Origin of the sequence: Rhodococcus erythropolis NBRC 15567 (assembly GCF_001552595.1) — a bacterium.
GTDB classification, from domain to species: Bacteria; Actinomycetota; Actinomycetes; order Mycobacteriales; family Mycobacteriaceae; genus Rhodococcus_F; species Rhodococcus_F erythropolis.
Genome location: NZ_BCRM01000001.1, coordinates 740,555 through 755,828, shown reverse-complemented (window position 1 = coordinate 755,828; position 15,274 = coordinate 740,555). Strand labels below are relative to the sequence as shown.

Below are 15,274 nucleotides of genomic sequence, written 5' to 3'. Positions count from 1 at the left end.
ACTCTGGACGGGGTGACTACACCCCAGGCGACCGACGTCGCTCGAGTTCCGCGCCGCAGACCGTTGCGGATCGTTGCCATATCCGCGATTGTCGCGTCGATCTTGGCTCTGTTGTTCGTGTACCCATGGTGGAGCTTGTTCATCCGGCCGGACTGGCCGACGGCGGTGGCAGTTTTCGGCACCGTTCTGTTTGCCGCCCTCTTGATCGCCCTGCCTGCGAGCATGGTGCTCAGCCACGGACACACCGACCGCGATCCAGTTCGCCTGATCGGCGACGCCCTCCTCGGAATCATCTGGGTCGTGTTCGTGTGGACCCTGCTCGGCGAAGTTCTGAGGCTCGGACTGCTCGTCGGCGGCGTGGATGACCCGCTTCGATCGAGAATTGTCGCCGTTGCCGCACTGATCATCTCGGCCCTTCTGCTGATCTGGGGCTACCGGGAAGCCATGAGACTGCCACGGATCAAGCAGGTCGACGTCACCATCCCCCGCCTTGGTGCGGGGATGGACAAACTTCGGGTAGTCGCGATCACCGACACTCACTTCGGGCCGATCAATCGCGAGAAGTGGTCCGAGCGCGTGATCGCGGCAGTCAACGATCTCGACGCCGACATCGTGGCCCACGTCGGTGACATCGCCGACGGAACGGTAGAGCAGCGCCTCGGCCAAGCGACCCCCCTCGCATCGGTCGAAGCCGGGCTCGCTCGCGTCTACGTGACCGGCAATCACGAGTACTTCCACGAGGCTCAGGAGTGGCTCGACTACATGACCTCGATCGGCTGGGACGCGCTGCACAACCGCCACCTCGTCGTCACCAAGGGCGGAGACAGACTGGTCATCGCCGGAGTCGACGATGCGACAGCGTTGGGATCGAAACTGGACGGGCACGGCGCGAACTTCGACATGGCCCTGGCCGGCTCCGACCCCGAATTGCCGATCCTGATGCTCGCCCACCAACCGAAGCAGGTTACTCAGTCCGCTTCCGCGGGAGTGGATCTGCAGCTCGCCGGTCATACCCACGGCGGACAGATCTGGCCCTTCAACTTTCTGGTGAAACTCGATCAACCGTCGGTGCACGGGCTTACCAGGCACGGAGAACGTACGCAGCTGTACACCAGCCGGGGAACCGGATTCTGGGGTCCGCCCTTCAGGGTGTTCGCACCGAGCGAGATAACCGTTCTGACGCTGCACAGCGCCTGATCGTTCTCAGCTCGTTCGGGTTGCCGCTCGCGCCGACAACCCGACGAGCTGGTTGATCAGACCTTCACGCAGGCCGACTGCGAACATGTCGGAGGCCGGGGGCGCCTGCATCTCGTTCAGTACGACGACCATGGATTCAGTCGGCTCGGCAGTCGGCCACAAGCCGGCAACGATCACCAGGGTTACCTTGGCGAATTGAGCGGCGTCGCCCTCCGAGAGATGGGGCAGTTGCGAATGAACCAGCGACGCAAACCTTCCCGAGTTGACCGTCGCCCGCCTCTTGAAGTCACGGGCGAAGTCGACGGAGATGTTTCTTTCGAGGACACCGGCCATGACACTCATCAACTCGCACAGCAACCGCTGTGAGACAAGCGATTCCGCAACCGCGGATGCCACATGAATTTCAGCGGCAAACGGTGAGTCGTCACTGGTCGGAGTCAACGACTCGGACAACCCGTCCAGCCACGCTACCCAGTTCTCGTCGAGCACTTCGAGAAAGATGGCCTCGCGACTGTCGAAGTACCGGAGCACGTTCGACTTCGCGAGGCCGACGCTCTCACTGAGCTCACGCAGACTGATGTCTGCGACTGGCTTGGACCCGAGCATCGCGCGAGCTGCGTCGAGAATCGCGCACCGACGTGCTTCGATCTGTTCGGGCCTGCGCGCGCGCTGGAATCCGTGGGTCGCCACCATCACGCAAGATTATCAGACCATCGTTCTATTGTTTGCTGTACTGCGGGTCAATTGTCCGAAGGTGCATGCTGCGCCACGACTCCCCTCGACGCCAGTTCGCGACGCAGCGAATCGGTATCGACGGACGCGAGATCGACTCGGTGCGTGCGGGTGGCCAAAGCTCGGACCTCCACGGACAGATCTGCCACCTGCTTACGCGTCGCGGCCTGCCCTGCCTCGTCCTGTTCCGCCACTCGCTCGACCAACCAGGAAGCGAGTGTGGCAGTCACGATGCCCAGCAATGCAATTCCGCCGATCATCAACGCTCCGGCGATCAGGCGCCCGGTTGTAGTGACAGGAGCCATGTCTCCGTAACCGACGGTCGTAACCGTCTCCATCGCCCACCACAACGCCGTCCCGTACGACGTGATGGCGGCGCCCTCAGCGTGCCGCTCGGCGTCGAGCATGGCCAGTGCCGCGACACCGATCAGCAAGGCCGTGGCCCCGGTGGCGTAAACAACCACTCGTCCACGCAAGCTTTGCCCGCTCGAGCGGTGGACTATTGCAAGCAGGGTGACCAATCGAAGGAGGCGCAAGGGACGCAGCATGGGTAGCACCACCATCGCCAAATCCAAGAAATGCCTGACGAACCAGCGACCGCGTGCAGGAGCCAACCACAGGCGAACTGCGTAGTCGACGGCAAATACGACCCACGCGGCCCACATGATCCATTCGGTCAGGCGATGCGGGAAGCCAGTCGGTTGCGCCAGGACTTGGTACGCGTACGCCACCAAGAACAGGCAGGCCGCAGCGGTCAAGGGGATGTCGGTGGTGAGCTGCCACCGCTCCGACGTCCACGCAGTGCGGCGGTGCACCGACTTCCTCGATTCGTTCATCCGAGAAGTCTTACACCACTGCTACCGCGTGACCGGCAGAACCAACTCAGATCCGAGTGTGCGTCAAGATGTTGAGCGCCATGGGAACTGCCTCGATCGTGATGGGCAACGGCCCCACCCGATCGCCGTCCGCGTAGGCGATGATGCCCTCGGAGACCAACCGGACCTTCTTCGACCGATACGTCTGTACCGCATCCAAGGAGACGTGAGTTCCCTTGTACACCCGCGGAAACAGGCGCACCAGACGCAACCTCGAACCGTGCCCGACGACGGTCAGATCCAGCAACCCATCAGACTTCGACGCGCCCGGAGTGATGAGCATGCCGCCACCGTACGAGCGGCCGTTGCCGACAGCCACGAGCGTCGCGTCCACCGTGATGACCTCGTCGTCGAGTTCGATCCGGTACGGCAGCGGCTTCATCTTCGCCAACTCGGCGAGCATCGCCAAGTTGTAGCGCATCGGTCCCTTGGGCCACGACATCCGATTGGCCCGTTCACTGACCAGCGAATCGAATCCGCTCGCGATGATCGTTCCCGACCAGACGACGGAACCGTCGGCAAGCGTGATCTTCGCCAGGTCGGACTGCTGCACGACGCCGTCGGCGATCACATCGGCGGCTGCCTCGGGATCGCCTGTGGGAATGCCGAACTCACGGGCGTGATCGTTACCGGTGCCCGCCGGGATGAGCCCGATAGGAGTATCGGTCAACGCGGCAGCCTGCAATCCGATGCTGATGGCACCGTCACCGCCGACCACCACCAGCGCGTCGGTACCCTCCTCGATCGCACGACGCGCCAACTTCTTGGCGTCGTCGGCATCGGTTCCGATGATCTCGGTGACGGCAACTCCCCGAGCACGCAGTCGCGCAACACCTTTGCGTCCGGCCGCAGGCGCGTGACCATGTCCCGCCATCGGATTGATCAGGACGGTAACCTTCTCGATCTGACTGCGGGTTTCGGTCACGGAATCAGCTTTCCAGGATTGAGGATGCCGGCAGGGTCAACTGCATTCTTCACTGCGCGAAGGATATTCGCGCCCAATTCGCCGATCTCGTCCTTCATCCACGGGCGATGGTCAGCTCCGACTGCGTGATGATGGGTGATCGTGCCACCGGCGGCGATGATCGCATCGCCAGCGGCAGTTTTCGCCTTGTGCCACTGAGCGATCGGATCCTCGGTCTGCGCGCTGACTACTGTGAAGTACAGCGAAGCACCGGTCTTGTACGTGTGAGAAATGTGGCACATGACGAGCGGCTGAGTCCCCTGCTCGACGAGAGCCTTGGTCAGCGCTTCGGTGACCGAGGAGCGCAGGTTCGCGAGGTTACCCCAGGTGGTTGCTGTCTCGAGGGTTTCACACAGTGCGCCGACGTCGAGAAGAGCGTCACGCAGATACGGCGCATCGAATCGCCCGTGTTCCCAACTGTTTCCGGGCTCCTCACCGAGCGAAGTCCCACCGTGAGCGGTGAGAATTGCTCGGGCCTCCGCCATCCGTTCAGCGGTGTGCGAAGCGGTGCCCTCGTAGGTGGTGATGCCGAGGCAACCACCGGTGAAGGCGTTCTCGCCGATCTTGTCGGTGGTCGCCAGATTCACGCCGCTCTCGGCCTCGTCGGACAATCGCAGTACGGTCGGAGCCGATCCTTCCTGGACCAGCTCACGCAATGCTGCTGCGCCGGTGGCGAAGTCGGGGAAGCTCCACCCTTCGCGCACGGTGGTCTCGGGCAGGCGGTGAACCCGGACACGCACGTGCGTGATGACGCCGAATGTCCCCTCGGAGCCGACAAAAAGCTCACCCAGATCGGGGCCTGCGGCAGAGGCCGGCGCACGCCCGGTCTCGACCACACCGCTCGGGGTGACAACGGTGAGGCCCTGGACCATGTCCTCGAAACGTCCGTATCCAGCCGACGCCTGCCCCGAAGACCGGGTGGCGGCAAACCCGCCCAGAGTGGCGAACAGGAAGCTCTGCGGGAAGTGCCCGACCGAGAAACCGTGCTCACGCAGAAGCTCCTCGGCCCGTGGGCCGGTGGTTCCGCCGCCGAACGTCGCGATGCCCGATTCCTCGTCCAACCCGACGAGCTGATCGAACCTGTGCAGATCGAGAGATAGAACAGCGTCGAACCCGTCACGAATGGGATCGAGCCCGCCGACGACGCTGGTGCCACCACCGAACGGGACCACTGCGATCCGGTTGGCAGAGCAGTATCGGAGAACCTGCTCGACCTCTGCGCCTGTCCCTGGAGTGACGACTGCGTCCGGTGCGTCCTGCGGCTCGGCGCTACGACGACGAAGCAGATCCGGGGTGCTCTTGCCACCGGCCCGAAGGATTCGATCCGAATCCTCGGTGCTGACGTACTCGGCCCCGACCAGCCCAGCCAGCGCCTCGACGTGCGACTGAGCCAGGGCGGACGGAGTCACCTGAACGTCTTCGATGGCGAGGCGCGAGCGAGTCGGTGCGGACACACCGAGAAATCCGGTCAACAATGATGTGACTGCGTCCGACAGTTCACGCTTCTTGGCCGGATCGCCCCAGGCGTCCCACTGCATCGGCGGTTGCAAGGCAGACTTTTCGGTGCTCATAGACACTAGTGTTACATATTTGTGTGATGTGTAAACATCCCGGTTGATCGAGCTGTCGATCAACCCATCGTCTTCGAGCCGTCGATGGCTTCACGAAGCATGACTGCGTGGCCCGCATGCTGGGCCGTCTCGGCGATGATGTGCAGCAATGCGCGCCGCGCTGACCAGCGAGCGCCGGCTTCGAACCACGGAGCGCTCGGAAGTGGATGAGAGATGTCGAGGCTGTCCAGCGAGGCCACCAACTGGTCGGTCCTGGCCGCGATCCCTTCATACTCGGAAACGATGCTTGCCAAGGTTTCACCCTCGACCATGGCAAATTCGTTCGCCCGTTCCTGTTGCATCTCTTCCGACCACTGGGTCGGGTCGAAGTCCCCGCCAAGTCCGGCCGGCCCTTCCAGAATGAAGTCGACCCAACCCTTCTCCGCCTGACCCACATGCTTGATCAATCCGCCTAGGCACAGTTCGCTCACGGTCGGCCTCGAAGCAGCCTGCTCGTCGGTGAGGTCCTTGACCGTGAAGAGAAGGAATTCACGATGTTGACGCAGGCTCTGGAGGAGATCCGCGCTCTCGCCGGTGACGGTGGTGGTCGGTGCGTTCATGATGTTTTTCCTTCGCTCGTGGGTTCTTTGCCCTGTGAGAACTACGTTAGAAGTCATTGCGGACAGAAACGGTCCTCATTAGAAAACGATCAAAGAAAAAACTCCCGGCACTCACCAATGAGGGTGAGTGCCGGGAGTTCGAGCGAGCTAGAACGAGATCAGACTGTGCGGGCCAAACGATCGGCCAGCAGGCGCGTGAAGTGCGCCGGGTCGCTCAGCTCGCCGCCCTCGGCAAGCAACGCCATGCCGTAGAGCAACTGAGCCGTCTCAGTCAGGTTCTCCGCATTGTCGTTGGCGGCCTGCGCCTCCCGAAGGCCCGAGACAAGCGGGTGCTCCGGGTTGAGCTCGAGGATGCGCTTGCTGTGCGGAACAGGCTGACCCGAAGCCTTGTACATCTTCTCGAGCGTCGGAGACATGCTGAACGCGTCGCCGACGATGCAGGCAGCCGAGGTGGTCAGTCGCGTCGAGAGACGCGTTTCCTTGATGTCGTCGGACAGGGTTTCGGTCAGCCACGTCAGCAGCTCGCCGAATTCCTTCTCCTTCTCTTCGCGCTCGGCCTCGGCCGCCTTCTTCTCGTCCTCGGTGTCGAGGTCGACCTCGCCCTTGGCGATCGACTGGAAGGTCTTGCCGTCGAAGTCCGAGACAGCGTCGACCCACATCTCGTCCACCGGGTCGGTGAGAACCAGAACCTCGAGGCCCTTGGCCTTGAAAGCCTCCATGTGCGGGGAGCTTTCGATGAGGTGACGGGATTCGCCCGTCATGAAGTAGATCTGTTCCTGGCCGTCCTTCATGCGCTCCACGTACTCGGCGAGAGTGGTCACGCCCTCTTCGCTGTTGGTCGAGGCAAACGAAGAGATGTCGAGCAGCGTCTTGCGGTTGTCGGCATCGGCCATCAGGCCTTCCTTGAGCGCGCGTCCGAACTCGGTCCAGAAGGTCGAGTACTTCTCGGGCTCGTTCGCCTTCATGTCCTTGATGGTCGAGAGGACCTTCTTGGTCAGACGACGACGGATGGCAGCGATCTGCCGGTCCTGCTGCAGAATTTCACGAGAGACGTTGAGCGAGAGGTCTTGTGCGTCGACCACGCCCTTGACGAAGCGCAGGTAATCGGGCACCAACTCTTCGCAGTCGTCCATGATGAAGACGCGCTTGACGTAGAGGTGGATGCCGGCCTTGCGCTCACGCATGAACAGATCGAACGGCGCCGTCGACGGAATGAACAGCAGCGCTTGGTATTCGAAAGTACCTTCGGCCTTCATCGGGATGACCTCGAGAGGCTCGTCCCAGGCGTGGCTGACGTGCTTGTAGAACTCCTTGTACTCGTCCTCGGACACCTCGTCCTTGGAGCGAGTCCACAGTGCCTTCATCGAGTTGATCGTCTCGATGGTGACCTCGGGCTCTTCGCCCTCGGCCGGCGTCGATGTACGAGCGACATCCATGCGGATGGGCCAAGCGATGAAGTCGGAGTACTTCTTGACCAGTTCCATGATCTTCCATTCCGACGTGTAGTCGTGCAGGCCGTTCTCGGAATCCTCGGGCATCAGGTGCAGGGTCACGGAGCTGCCCTGCGGCGCCTCGTTCACATGCTCGAGCGTGTACGTGCCTTCGCCGGTCGACTCCCAGCGCGTCGCGTGATCTTCACCGGCGCGGCGGGTCAGCAGCGTGACCTTGTCCGCCACCATGAACGTGGAGTAGAAGCCGATGCCGAACTGACCGATCAGTTCTTCCGATGCCGCTGCATCCTTGGCTTCCTTGAGCTTACGACGCACCTCGGCGGTGCCGGACTTGGCGAGCGTGCCGATCAGGTCGACGACCTCGTCACGCGACATTCCGATGCCGTTGTCGCGGATGGTCAGGGTGCGTGCCGCCTTGTCGATGTCGATCTCGATATGCAGATCGGAGACGTCGACGTTGAGGTCTTTGTCCTGGTACGACTCGAGGCGGAGTTTGTCCAGCGCGTCCGAAGCGTTGGAGATCAACTCACGAAGGAAGCTGTCCTTGTTCGTATAGATTGAATGAACCATCAGATCCAGCAGCTGACGTGTTTCTGCTTGGAACTCGAGCTGCTCGGTATGCGCGGTCACTTCGATCCCTTTCTCTTCTCGGACTGATCACAGGGATTTTACTCGACCTCGAATACCGCGGGCCGGCCCCCGCACAGACAAGGGAGGCCACGCGACCTGCGCATGACCTCCCGTTATCTTCACCCACCGATCTACTCGGTGACGTCAACCATCGAATAGTTCGAGACGCCGCCGGCCAGCACCCTGAGGTGATCGTCCGATGCGCCCAAAGTGTGTTCGATGGCCACCAGCCGCGAGACGTAGTGCCCGACCGGATACTCGGCTGTCATACCGATACCACCGTGCATTTGAATTGCTTCCTGACCGATCTGATGCGCGGCACGACCGACAGCCAGCTTCGCTCGCGACGCGATGGTCGGATCGATCACTCCGTCGGCGATGGCCATGGTCGCGTACAGACTCATACTGCTCGCCAGTTCGAGCGCCACGTACATGTCGGCCGCACGATGAGTCAGCGTCTGGAACTTCGCGAGCGGAACACCGAACTGCTTGCGCTGCTTCAGGTAATCCGTCGTCAGTCGCAGCGCCTCGGTCATGATTCCGATCGCCTCGGCGCACAGAGCTGCCTGCGCCCGGACCTCTGCGTCAACGATCGCCGCCGTGACATCGCCGCCCTCACCAAGTTGTTCGGCCGCGGCATCGGTGAACGTGAACTGCGCGCCGCGACGGCCGTCATGGGTGGCGTACGTGCTCCGTGTGACACCCGAGCCTTCTGCATCCACCAGGAAGAGCCCGGTGCCGCCGCCTGGAAGTGTGGCACTGACGATCACGACGTGCGCGCTGTCGCCCTGCAGAACCGGGTTCTTGACGCCGGTGATCGTCCACCCCGATCCCGCCTTCGATGCCGCGGTCGTGACAGTGGCGACCGGCCAGCGCGTGCCAGGTTCCGTATGGGCAAAGGCCGACAACGTGGTCCCGTCGCTGAGCGCCGGCAGGAGTCGCGCCCGCTGATCTGCCGAACCGATCGCAGCAATCAACCCACCGGGGATCAGAACACCACCCAAATACGGCTCGGGTGCAAGCGCGCGGCCCAGTTCGGTCATCACCACCATGGTCTCGACCGGCCCAGCGCCCATCCCGCCATCGGCCTCCGCGAATGGCAGGCCGAGCAGCCCGAGCTCGGCGAACTGCTTCCACACCGAGGCATTCCATCCCTCGGCAGTGGCCGAGGTGGCGTTGCGCTTCTCCGCGTCGTAGCTGCGGCTGAGTAATTCGCGCGTTGTGTCGCGAAGCATCGTCTGTTCGTCGTCGAGTTCGAAATTCATGTCAGATGCTCACAATCCGAGGATCGAGGAGGCAATGATGGAGCGCTGCACCTCACTTGATCCGCTGTAGATGGAAACCTTCCGGTAGTTCAAGTAGCGCGGCGCCGCCTGCTGCGCCCACTCCGGCGAGTCGATGTCGGCGATGTCTACCGGCAGAGAGTCCGGTCCGGCGACATCCATCAGCAATTCCGTTGCTGCCTGCTGCAATTCGGAGCCACGGAGCTTGAGCAGCGAGGATGCCGGATTCGGCTTTCCGTCTGCCGAACTCGCCACAACTCGCAGTTGAGTCAGATCCAGTGCAAGCAATTCGTTTTCCAACTCGGCCAACCGAGCCGCGAACAACGGATCCTCGAGGAGGGTGCCGGTTCCGACGCGAACCTCCCGCGCCTTCTCTTTTGCCGTGGCGACAAGGGTTTTGGAGAACCCGACCCGTGTGACCCCCGTGCGTTCGTTTCCGAGCAGGAACTTGGCGTAGTCCCAGCCCTTGTTCTCCTCGCCGACAAGATTTTCCGCAGGAACACGGACGTTGTCGAAGAACACCTCGTTGACCTCGACGCTGCCGTCGATCAGTTTGATGGGACGAATCGTGATGCCGGGAGTCGCCAAATCGATGAGCAGGAACGAAATTCCTGCCTGACGCTTCTGGGCACTGGCATCTGTCCGAACCAGACAGAAGATCCACTCGGCGTGCTGCGCGAGAGTAGTCCACGTCTTCTGACCGTTGACGATGTAATCCGCGCCGTCACGGACAGCAGCCGTCTTGAGTGAAGCGAGATCCGAACCGGCTTCTGGTTCCGAAAAACCTTGGCACCACCAGATATCGGCGTTAGCCGTCGCCGGGAGAAACTTCTCCTTCTGCTCCTGCGAGCCGAAGGCCGCGATAACGGGTCCAACCATGCTCACATTGAACGGCAACGGGTTGGGTACCGACGCCAACTGCATTTCCTCGGAATAGATGTGGCGCTGAACCGGAGTCCAGTCCTTGCCACCCCATTCGACCGGCCAGTGCGGAACCGCCAGTCCGTGTGCGTTCAGAATCTGTTGGCCCGCAACGATGTCTTCACGCGTCAGCTTTCCGAATCCCGCTGCACGTGCACGAAGTTCGGGCGAGAATTCGGTGGTGAAGAACTTTCGCATCTCCTCGCGGAACGCAACTTCCTCACCGGTCAATTCGAGATTCATATGGAGTCTGCTTTCTTCTGGCAGGATTTCAGAACAAGATTCGTGCGACGGTCTGCGCAACAACGGCTGGCTTGTCCACGCCTTCGATCTCGACGGTGTTGGTGATCTGACTCTGCAGCGAACCGTTCGGCAACTCTTCGATCGCAGAGAGCACTGCAGTGTTTCGAACCTTGGCTCCAACCGGCACGGGACTCGGGAATCGAACCTTGTCGGACCCGTAGTTGATGACCATCTTCGCCCCGTCGATGCGGTACACGGACTTCGACAGAAGCGGCAGGAGCGAGAGAGTCAGATACCCGTGGGCAATCGGACCGCCGAAAGGTGATTCACGCTTTGCCCTTTCGTCGTCGACGTGAATCCACTGATGGTCACCGGTCGCGTCGGCAAATTGATGGACCATCTCGCGGGTGACCTCGACCCACTCGCTCGAGCCCAGCGTTTCACCGACCGCCCCCAGGAGATCGGCCTTGTTCTCGAACACCCGCGTCATCTGATCCTCCACGTTCCCGAACACTGTTAGGTTAATTGGATAATAAACTCACGGTGTAAGGTTGTCCAGTACTTTCACACGAAAGGGTGTGCGATGGCGCGACCGCGGATTCCACTACTGAGCAAGCCGATCATCAGGGACACCGCCCTGAAACTGGTCGACGAGCACGGTTTGACCGACTTCTCGATGCGCAAACTCGCCACCGTTCTCGGCGTGCAAGCACCATCGCTGTACAGCCATTACGCCAACAAGGACGAGCTACTCGACGACGTCGCGAACGTCATCATGGAGTCCGTCGACGTGAGCGGCTTCGACTCTGACGATTGGCGCGGTGCGCTGTGCACGTGGGCGCGGTCCTACCACGCCGCCCTGGGCAAGCATCCCAATATCGTTCCCTACTTGGCCTACGGTCCGAGCGTCAGGCCCATCGCCCTTGACCGCGCCAACGCCATCCACGGCGGCCTGGTGCGGGCCGGATGGCCGCAGCGCACGGCAACGCTGATCGGCGCTTCCGTCAAGTACGTGGTCATGGGTGCTGCGACAGCGACGTTCTCCGGCGGATTCGTAGACGATCCGGCGATCTACGCCGAGCGTTACCCGCACCTCACGCGAGCACATCTGTTGCGCGAGCGTGCTACGGAAATCGATGGTGCCAGTTTCGAACTCGCGCTGGAATCCCTGCTGGACGGGCTGGAAGCCAAATATGCACTGCTGCAGACCACTTCAGAGTTATCCCTTGAAAACTGAGGGTTGCTACTTTCGGTCAAGCACGCCGAGCATCGCAACAAAGGCCGCCTGACGATCCCCGAGAGCGGCAAAGAATTCCCGATCCGATGCTTCGACCGCACGATTTGCCTTGCCTGCCAGGGCCGCACCCGCCTGGGTCACCACCACCGAGCGTGCCCGAGCGTCGGTCGGGTGTGGACGTCGTTCGACCAATTTCTTGGATTCGAGGGTCCGTATCACCTGTGACGTCATCATCGGATCAGTGCGCGCATACTCGGCAAGATCGCGTTGAGTTATCGGCGTTTCCGCGTCCAGCCACGTCAGTGCGGCGAGTAGAACGAACTGCACGTGAGTCAGGTCGAAAGGCCGCAGCGCCGCGCGAATCGAAGCCTGCCAAGCATTGGTGACACGCCACAACATCAGACCCGGACTGTCGCCAGCATCCTCGAAGTCGGTTTCCAGTTTCTTCGCCACAGCGTCAGTGTGTCAGCTCGTGGCCGAGCGCAGAATCTCGACGTCGTTGCCATCCAACGGAATCAAGCCTCGGCGGAGCTGATACCCCCAATTCGGTGTCGAGGTCAATGCCAATCGACTCCGTACGTCGCCGAGAGGAACGGGCGTGAACTGCTCGTATCGCACTCGACGCCGAAACGGCTTGAAGCACCCCTCGTCCGCCTGCCAGATCTCACCCTCTTCGATCACACCGAGGGCTGTGAACTCGCGCAACGGATCTCGATCACCAATGGACTCGACCGGCGAATAGTAGACAAGCACATCGCCCGCCTTCATCCGCGCCAATCCGGACCTCTTCCCGTGCCCGATCTGCGCGATCCCAAGATCCACTGCGCGACGCACATGTTCGGCCGAGACAACCCCTAACCAGGCACTCATCACCAACCCCCTCGTTAACCGAGCGCAAGTTCAATCATGAATTTAGTATGCGCGCTTATTATCTTCCTCGCAACAGATCAACTCTTGAACGTGTTCAACTTCAGGGCGTACGCTGAACTTGAACACGTTCAAAGAAGGGGAACCCATGAGCAGTCGCGGGATCGAAACCAGGGAAAAGCTGGTGGAAACAGCTTTGCGGCTCTTCCGCGACGAAGGCTTCGCAGCGACGACCATGCGCAAGATCGCGACTGAGGCAGGTGTCTCCCTCGGGAATGCCTACTACTACTTCGCCAGCAAAGACGAACTGGTTCACGAGCTGTATCTCGTCATCCAACGTGATCACCGAGAGCGTGCGCTCCCACTCCTGCGCAAAGGTGGCTCACTCGCGGAAAATCTCGCGATCGTTCTGCACACCGGACTCGATGTCATGGGGCCCTATCACGGCTTCGGTAGCGCGTTTCTGCACGTTGCCCTGCCCACCGCATCGCCGTCCAGCCCGTTCTCGGCCGAGTCGAGTGATGCGAGATCGATGGCCGTCGAATTGATGCGCGAAGCACTGGCGGCGTCGAAGCAGAAGACGCCGGCGTCCTTGGAGACCCAGCTCCCAACACTCTTGTGGCTCAGCTATCTGGGCGTGACGCTGCACTGGGTCACCGACTCGTCTCCGGGGCAAACGCGCACCCGATCCCTGGTTGACGGCCTGGTCCCGATCATCGCCAAAGCGCTCACCCTCGCGCGGTTACCAGTGGCCCGCGGCCTGGTCGGCGACGTCGCCGCCCTGATGACCAAAGTCGTTTCTCCAGAGCGGAACAAAAAATCATGAAGACTGTCGTTGTATGTGGGGCGTCGGGTTACATAGGGCAATCTCTCCTTCGAGCGCTCGAATCGAACGGGGTCGAGATTCGGACGATCGGCCGCCGAGGAACGAGCGATGCCACCTGGTCCGACGAGCAAGGTGTCGCCGACGTACTCAGCGGCGCGGATCTGCTGGTCAACCTCGCCGGACGCTCTGTGAGCTGCCGATACAACAAGCACAATGCCGACGAAATCTTCTCCTCCCGCATGGAAACGACCGCACTGTTGGGTCGCGCACTGGCCCGTACACCGCAGCCACCCTCGCTCTGGGCGAATGCCAGTACCGGCACGATCTATCGAGACGCGCGGGATCGACCGATGGACGAGAAGAACGGAGAGCTGGGTAAGGGATTCTCCGTCGCGGTCGCGCGGGCGTGGGAACACGAATTGTTCTCAGCCCCAACCCCCGTTCGCAAAGTGGCGTTACGAATGTCGATCGTTCTCGGAGCCGGCGGCGGAGCAATCAACCCCTTCGTGAACCTGGCCCGAACAGGCTTCGGCGGAAGAATGGGCGACGGACGACAAATGTTCAGTTGGATACATATCGCCGATGTCGTTCGCTCGGTCATCCACATCTACGAGCATCCGGAGATCTCAGGCCCGGTCAATATCGCATCCCCGTATCCGGTAACCAACACCGACATGATGCGGATGGTACGAGCGAAACTTGGCCGACAATACGGGTTTCCGACGCCGGGCTGGATGCTCGAGTTCGGCGCACGAATCATCCGCACCGAGGCTGAATTGGTGACGAAGAGTCGCTGGGTTTTACCAGGGGTGCTCGCGGACAGCGGCTTCCAGTATCAATTTCCGACGTTGGAGTCTGCGCTGGAACAGATCGCTCAGGAGACCCCGCGAGGGCTGCTTCCGGTCACACTCGGCTGAAGTTCGGTCGCGGTCGCGACCGCTCGCACGATATCCTGCTCGAGCAGATAGTGATTCAGGGCAATCGCAGCCTTCGACCCAGCGGCGGCGGCGGTGATCAACTGTGCAGGCGAGTCCGACACGTTCCCAGCGGCCCATACACCAGGCATGCTGGTACTTCCCGCAGGATCAGTTACCACCCAACCATTTTCGTCAGCTTCACATCCCAGGTCAGTCAGCAAAGCGTCGCGTGGAACAAACCGTGGACCGACAAACACCACACTCCGCGGAACAACCTGACCGGAGGCCAACTCGACGCCGTCCAATCGACCGTCTGCCACCGAGACCCCGGCCACGTCGCCTTCTACGATGCGAATCCCCCTCACAGTCAGCCGCTCCCGCTCGGTGCCGGTCAGCTCGATGCGATTCGGAAAGAAGACAACATCGTCCGACCATTGGCGCACCAACGACGCCTGATGAATGGTGAACGGCCTGTTGTCACCCCCGAGTACACCGATCGGCGTATCACGAACCTCGTACCCGTGGCAGTAGGGACAATGCAAAACGTCGACTCCCCAGCGATCCTGCAGCCCAGCGATGTTCGGCAGCTCGTCACGTAACCCCGTCGCCACCAGAACAGTCCGTGCCTCCAGCGACGCAGTCGCGTCGGTTTGCACAAGAAATCCACCGTCCTCCGTTTGCTCGATTCCGATTGCGGTGCCAGTCGTCATTTCGCCGCCGTACTCGAGAACCTCCTTGCGTCCGGCCGCAAGTAATTGCGTCGGACTCTGCCCGTCCCGCGTCAGGTACCCGTGCAGGTGCTCGGAGACACCATTGCGCGGGTTACCAGCATCGACGATCATCACTCGCCGCCGAGCCCGAGCCAGAACAAGCGCGGCACTCAACCCCGCCGCACCGCCACCGACAATCACCACATCGAACCTCATGCACTCCCCCAGTCCCGCAGTTCGTCCCACCCCAG

General features: G+C 61.5%; 16 protein-coding genes. 4 read left to right on the top strand and 12 right to left on the bottom strand.

The features are described 5' to 3' along the window. Positions 1-12: 12 nt before the first annotated feature. Entirely contained in the window at positions 13-1,197 is a 1,185-nt protein-coding gene (locus tag RE4_RS03685; RefSeq protein ID WP_020970747.1) for a metallophosphoesterase, read from the top strand. Positions 1,198-1,203: 6 nt separating this feature from the next. On the opposite strand, the gene RE4_RS03680 is transcribed toward RE4_RS03685, so the two are convergent. The 9 genes from RE4_RS03680 to RE4_RS03640 form a co-directional block, all read right to left on the bottom strand. Further along, positions 1,204-1,890 (bottom strand): TetR/AcrR family transcriptional regulator, encoded by a 687-nt coding sequence (locus tag RE4_RS03680; protein WP_060938009.1) that lies wholly within the window; start codon positions 1,888-1,890, stop codon positions 1,204-1,206. Between the two features lie 47 nt (positions 1,891-1,937). Then, positions 1,938-2,765, bottom strand: coding sequence for a potassium channel family protein (locus tag RE4_RS03675; protein ID WP_060938008.1), 828 nt, complete (start codon positions 2,763-2,765; stop codon positions 1,938-1,940). A gap of 46 nt (positions 2,766-2,811) precedes the next feature. Next, on the bottom strand, positions 2,812-3,729 hold the full coding sequence (locus RE4_RS03670) for a diacylglycerol kinase (RefSeq protein WP_003940547.1): 918 nt from the start codon (positions 3,727-3,729) through the stop codon (positions 2,812-2,814). After that, positions 3,726-5,306 carry an FAD-binding oxidoreductase gene (locus RE4_RS03665; RefSeq protein WP_060938007.1) on the bottom strand — a complete coding sequence of 527 codons (1,581 nt, stop codon included), beginning with the start codon at positions 5,304-5,306 and terminating at the stop codon, positions 3,726-3,728. The genes RE4_RS03670 and RE4_RS03665 overlap by 4 nt, the downstream gene beginning before the upstream one ends. A gap of 92 nt (positions 5,307-5,398) precedes the next feature. Then, a complete protein-coding gene (locus RE4_RS03660) occupies positions 5,399-5,938 on the bottom strand; it encodes a DinB family protein (protein ID WP_060938006.1) in 540 nt (179 codons plus the stop codon). A gap of 158 nt (positions 5,939-6,096) precedes the next feature. Further along, positions 6,097-8,019 (bottom strand): molecular chaperone HtpG, encoded by a 1,923-nt coding sequence (htpG, locus tag RE4_RS03655; RefSeq protein WP_060938005.1) that lies wholly within the window; start codon positions 8,017-8,019, stop codon positions 6,097-6,099. Positions 8,020-8,150: 131 nt separating this feature from the next. After that, positions 8,151-9,284, bottom strand: coding sequence for an acyl-CoA dehydrogenase family protein (locus RE4_RS03650; protein ID WP_060938004.1), 1,134 nt, complete (start codon positions 9,282-9,284; stop codon positions 8,151-8,153). Positions 9,285-9,293: 9 nt separating this feature from the next. After that, entirely contained in the window at positions 9,294-10,466 is a 1,173-nt protein-coding gene (locus RE4_RS03645) for an acyl-CoA dehydrogenase family protein (protein ID WP_060938003.1), read from the bottom strand. 28 nt (positions 10,467-10,494) lie between these two features. Then, positions 10,495-10,956: a MaoC family dehydratase gene (locus RE4_RS03640; protein ID WP_020909091.1), complete on the bottom strand. Its 462-nt coding sequence runs from the start codon at positions 10,954-10,956 to the stop codon at positions 10,495-10,497. 93 nt (positions 10,957-11,049) lie between these two features. On the opposite strand from RE4_RS03640, the gene RE4_RS03635 reads away from it, so the two are divergent. Further along, the gene (locus tag RE4_RS03635) at positions 11,050-11,703 is read left to right on the top strand and encodes a TetR/AcrR family transcriptional regulator (protein ID WP_029256223.1); all 654 of its coding nucleotides are present in this window, start codon (positions 11,050-11,052) and stop codon (positions 11,701-11,703) included. A gap of 6 nt (positions 11,704-11,709) precedes the next feature. Here the strand turns inward: RE4_RS03635 and RE4_RS03630 are convergent, their stop codons facing one another. Next, positions 11,710-12,156 carry a MarR family winged helix-turn-helix transcriptional regulator gene (locus RE4_RS03630; RefSeq protein WP_029256224.1) on the bottom strand — a complete coding sequence of 149 codons (447 nt, stop codon included), beginning with the start codon at positions 12,154-12,156 and terminating at the stop codon, positions 11,710-11,712. Between the two features lie 12 nt (positions 12,157-12,168). Beyond that, complete coding sequence (locus RE4_RS03625; RefSeq protein WP_046379267.1) at positions 12,169-12,573, bottom strand: EVE domain-containing protein; 405 nt, start codon at positions 12,571-12,573, stop codon at positions 12,169-12,171. 145 nt (positions 12,574-12,718) lie between these two features. Here RE4_RS03625 and RE4_RS03620 point away from each other — a divergent pair, with 145 nt between their 5' ends. Then, positions 12,719-13,396 (top strand): TetR/AcrR family transcriptional regulator, encoded by a 678-nt coding sequence (locus tag RE4_RS03620; protein WP_060938002.1) that lies wholly within the window; start codon positions 12,719-12,721, stop codon positions 13,394-13,396. Next, positions 13,393-14,313, top strand: a complete 921-nt coding sequence (locus RE4_RS03615; protein ID WP_060938001.1) for a TIGR01777 family oxidoreductase — start codon at positions 13,393-13,395, stop codon at positions 14,311-14,313. The genes RE4_RS03620 and RE4_RS03615 overlap by 4 nt, the downstream gene beginning before the upstream one ends. On the opposite strand, the gene RE4_RS03610 is transcribed toward RE4_RS03615, so the two are convergent. Further along, positions 14,271-15,239 (bottom strand): NAD(P)/FAD-dependent oxidoreductase, encoded by a 969-nt coding sequence (locus RE4_RS03610; protein ID WP_060938000.1) that lies wholly within the window; start codon positions 15,237-15,239, stop codon positions 14,271-14,273. The two genes, RE4_RS03615 and RE4_RS03610, sit on opposite strands and share 43 nt — an antisense overlap. Positions 15,240-15,274: the final 35 nt, after the last annotated feature.

What these genes read in the sequence shown, in the direction of transcription:
- RE4_RS03640 (WP_020909091.1), bottom strand. Translation starts at nt 10,956, where the DNA reads ATGACGCGGGTGTTCGAGAACAAGGCCGATCTCCTGGGGGCGGTCGGT.
- RE4_RS03625 (WP_046379267.1), bottom strand. Translation starts at nt 12,573, where the DNA reads ATGAGTGCCTGGTTAGGGGTTGTCTCGGCCGAACATGTGCGTCGCGCA.
- RE4_RS03650 (WP_060938004.1), bottom strand. Translation starts at nt 9,284, where the DNA reads ATGAATTTCGAACTCGACGACGAACAGACGATGCTTCGCGACACAACG.
- RE4_RS03610 (WP_060938000.1), bottom strand. Translation starts at nt 15,239, where the DNA reads ATGAGGTTCGATGTGGTGATTGTCGGTGGCGGTGCGGCGGGGTTGAGT.
- RE4_RS03665 (WP_060938007.1), bottom strand. Translation starts at nt 5,306, where the DNA reads ATGCAGTGGGACGCCTGGGGCGATCCGGCCAAGAAGCGTGAACTGTCG.
- RE4_RS03620 (WP_060938002.1), top strand. Translation starts at nt 12,719, where the DNA reads ATGAGCAGTCGCGGGATCGAAACCAGGGAAAAGCTGGTGGAAACAGCT.
- RE4_RS03680 (WP_060938009.1), bottom strand. Translation starts at nt 1,890, where the DNA reads ATGGTGGCGACCCACGGATTCCAGCGCGCGCGCAGGCCCGAACAGATC.
- RE4_RS03645 (WP_060938003.1), bottom strand. Translation starts at nt 10,466, where the DNA reads ATGAATCTCGAATTGACCGGTGAGGAAGTTGCGTTCCGCGAGGAGATG.
- RE4_RS03615 (WP_060938001.1), top strand. Translation starts at nt 13,393, where the DNA reads ATGAAGACTGTCGTTGTATGTGGGGCGTCGGGTTACATAGGGCAATCT.
- RE4_RS03660 (WP_060938006.1), bottom strand. Translation starts at nt 5,938, where the DNA reads ATGAACGCACCGACCACCACCGTCACCGGCGAGAGCGCGGATCTCCTC.
- RE4_RS03675 (WP_060938008.1), bottom strand. Translation starts at nt 2,765, where the DNA reads ATGAACGAATCGAGGAAGTCGGTGCACCGCCGCACTGCGTGGACGTCG.
- RE4_RS03635 (WP_029256223.1), top strand. Translation starts at nt 11,050, where the DNA reads ATGGCGCGACCGCGGATTCCACTACTGAGCAAGCCGATCATCAGGGAC.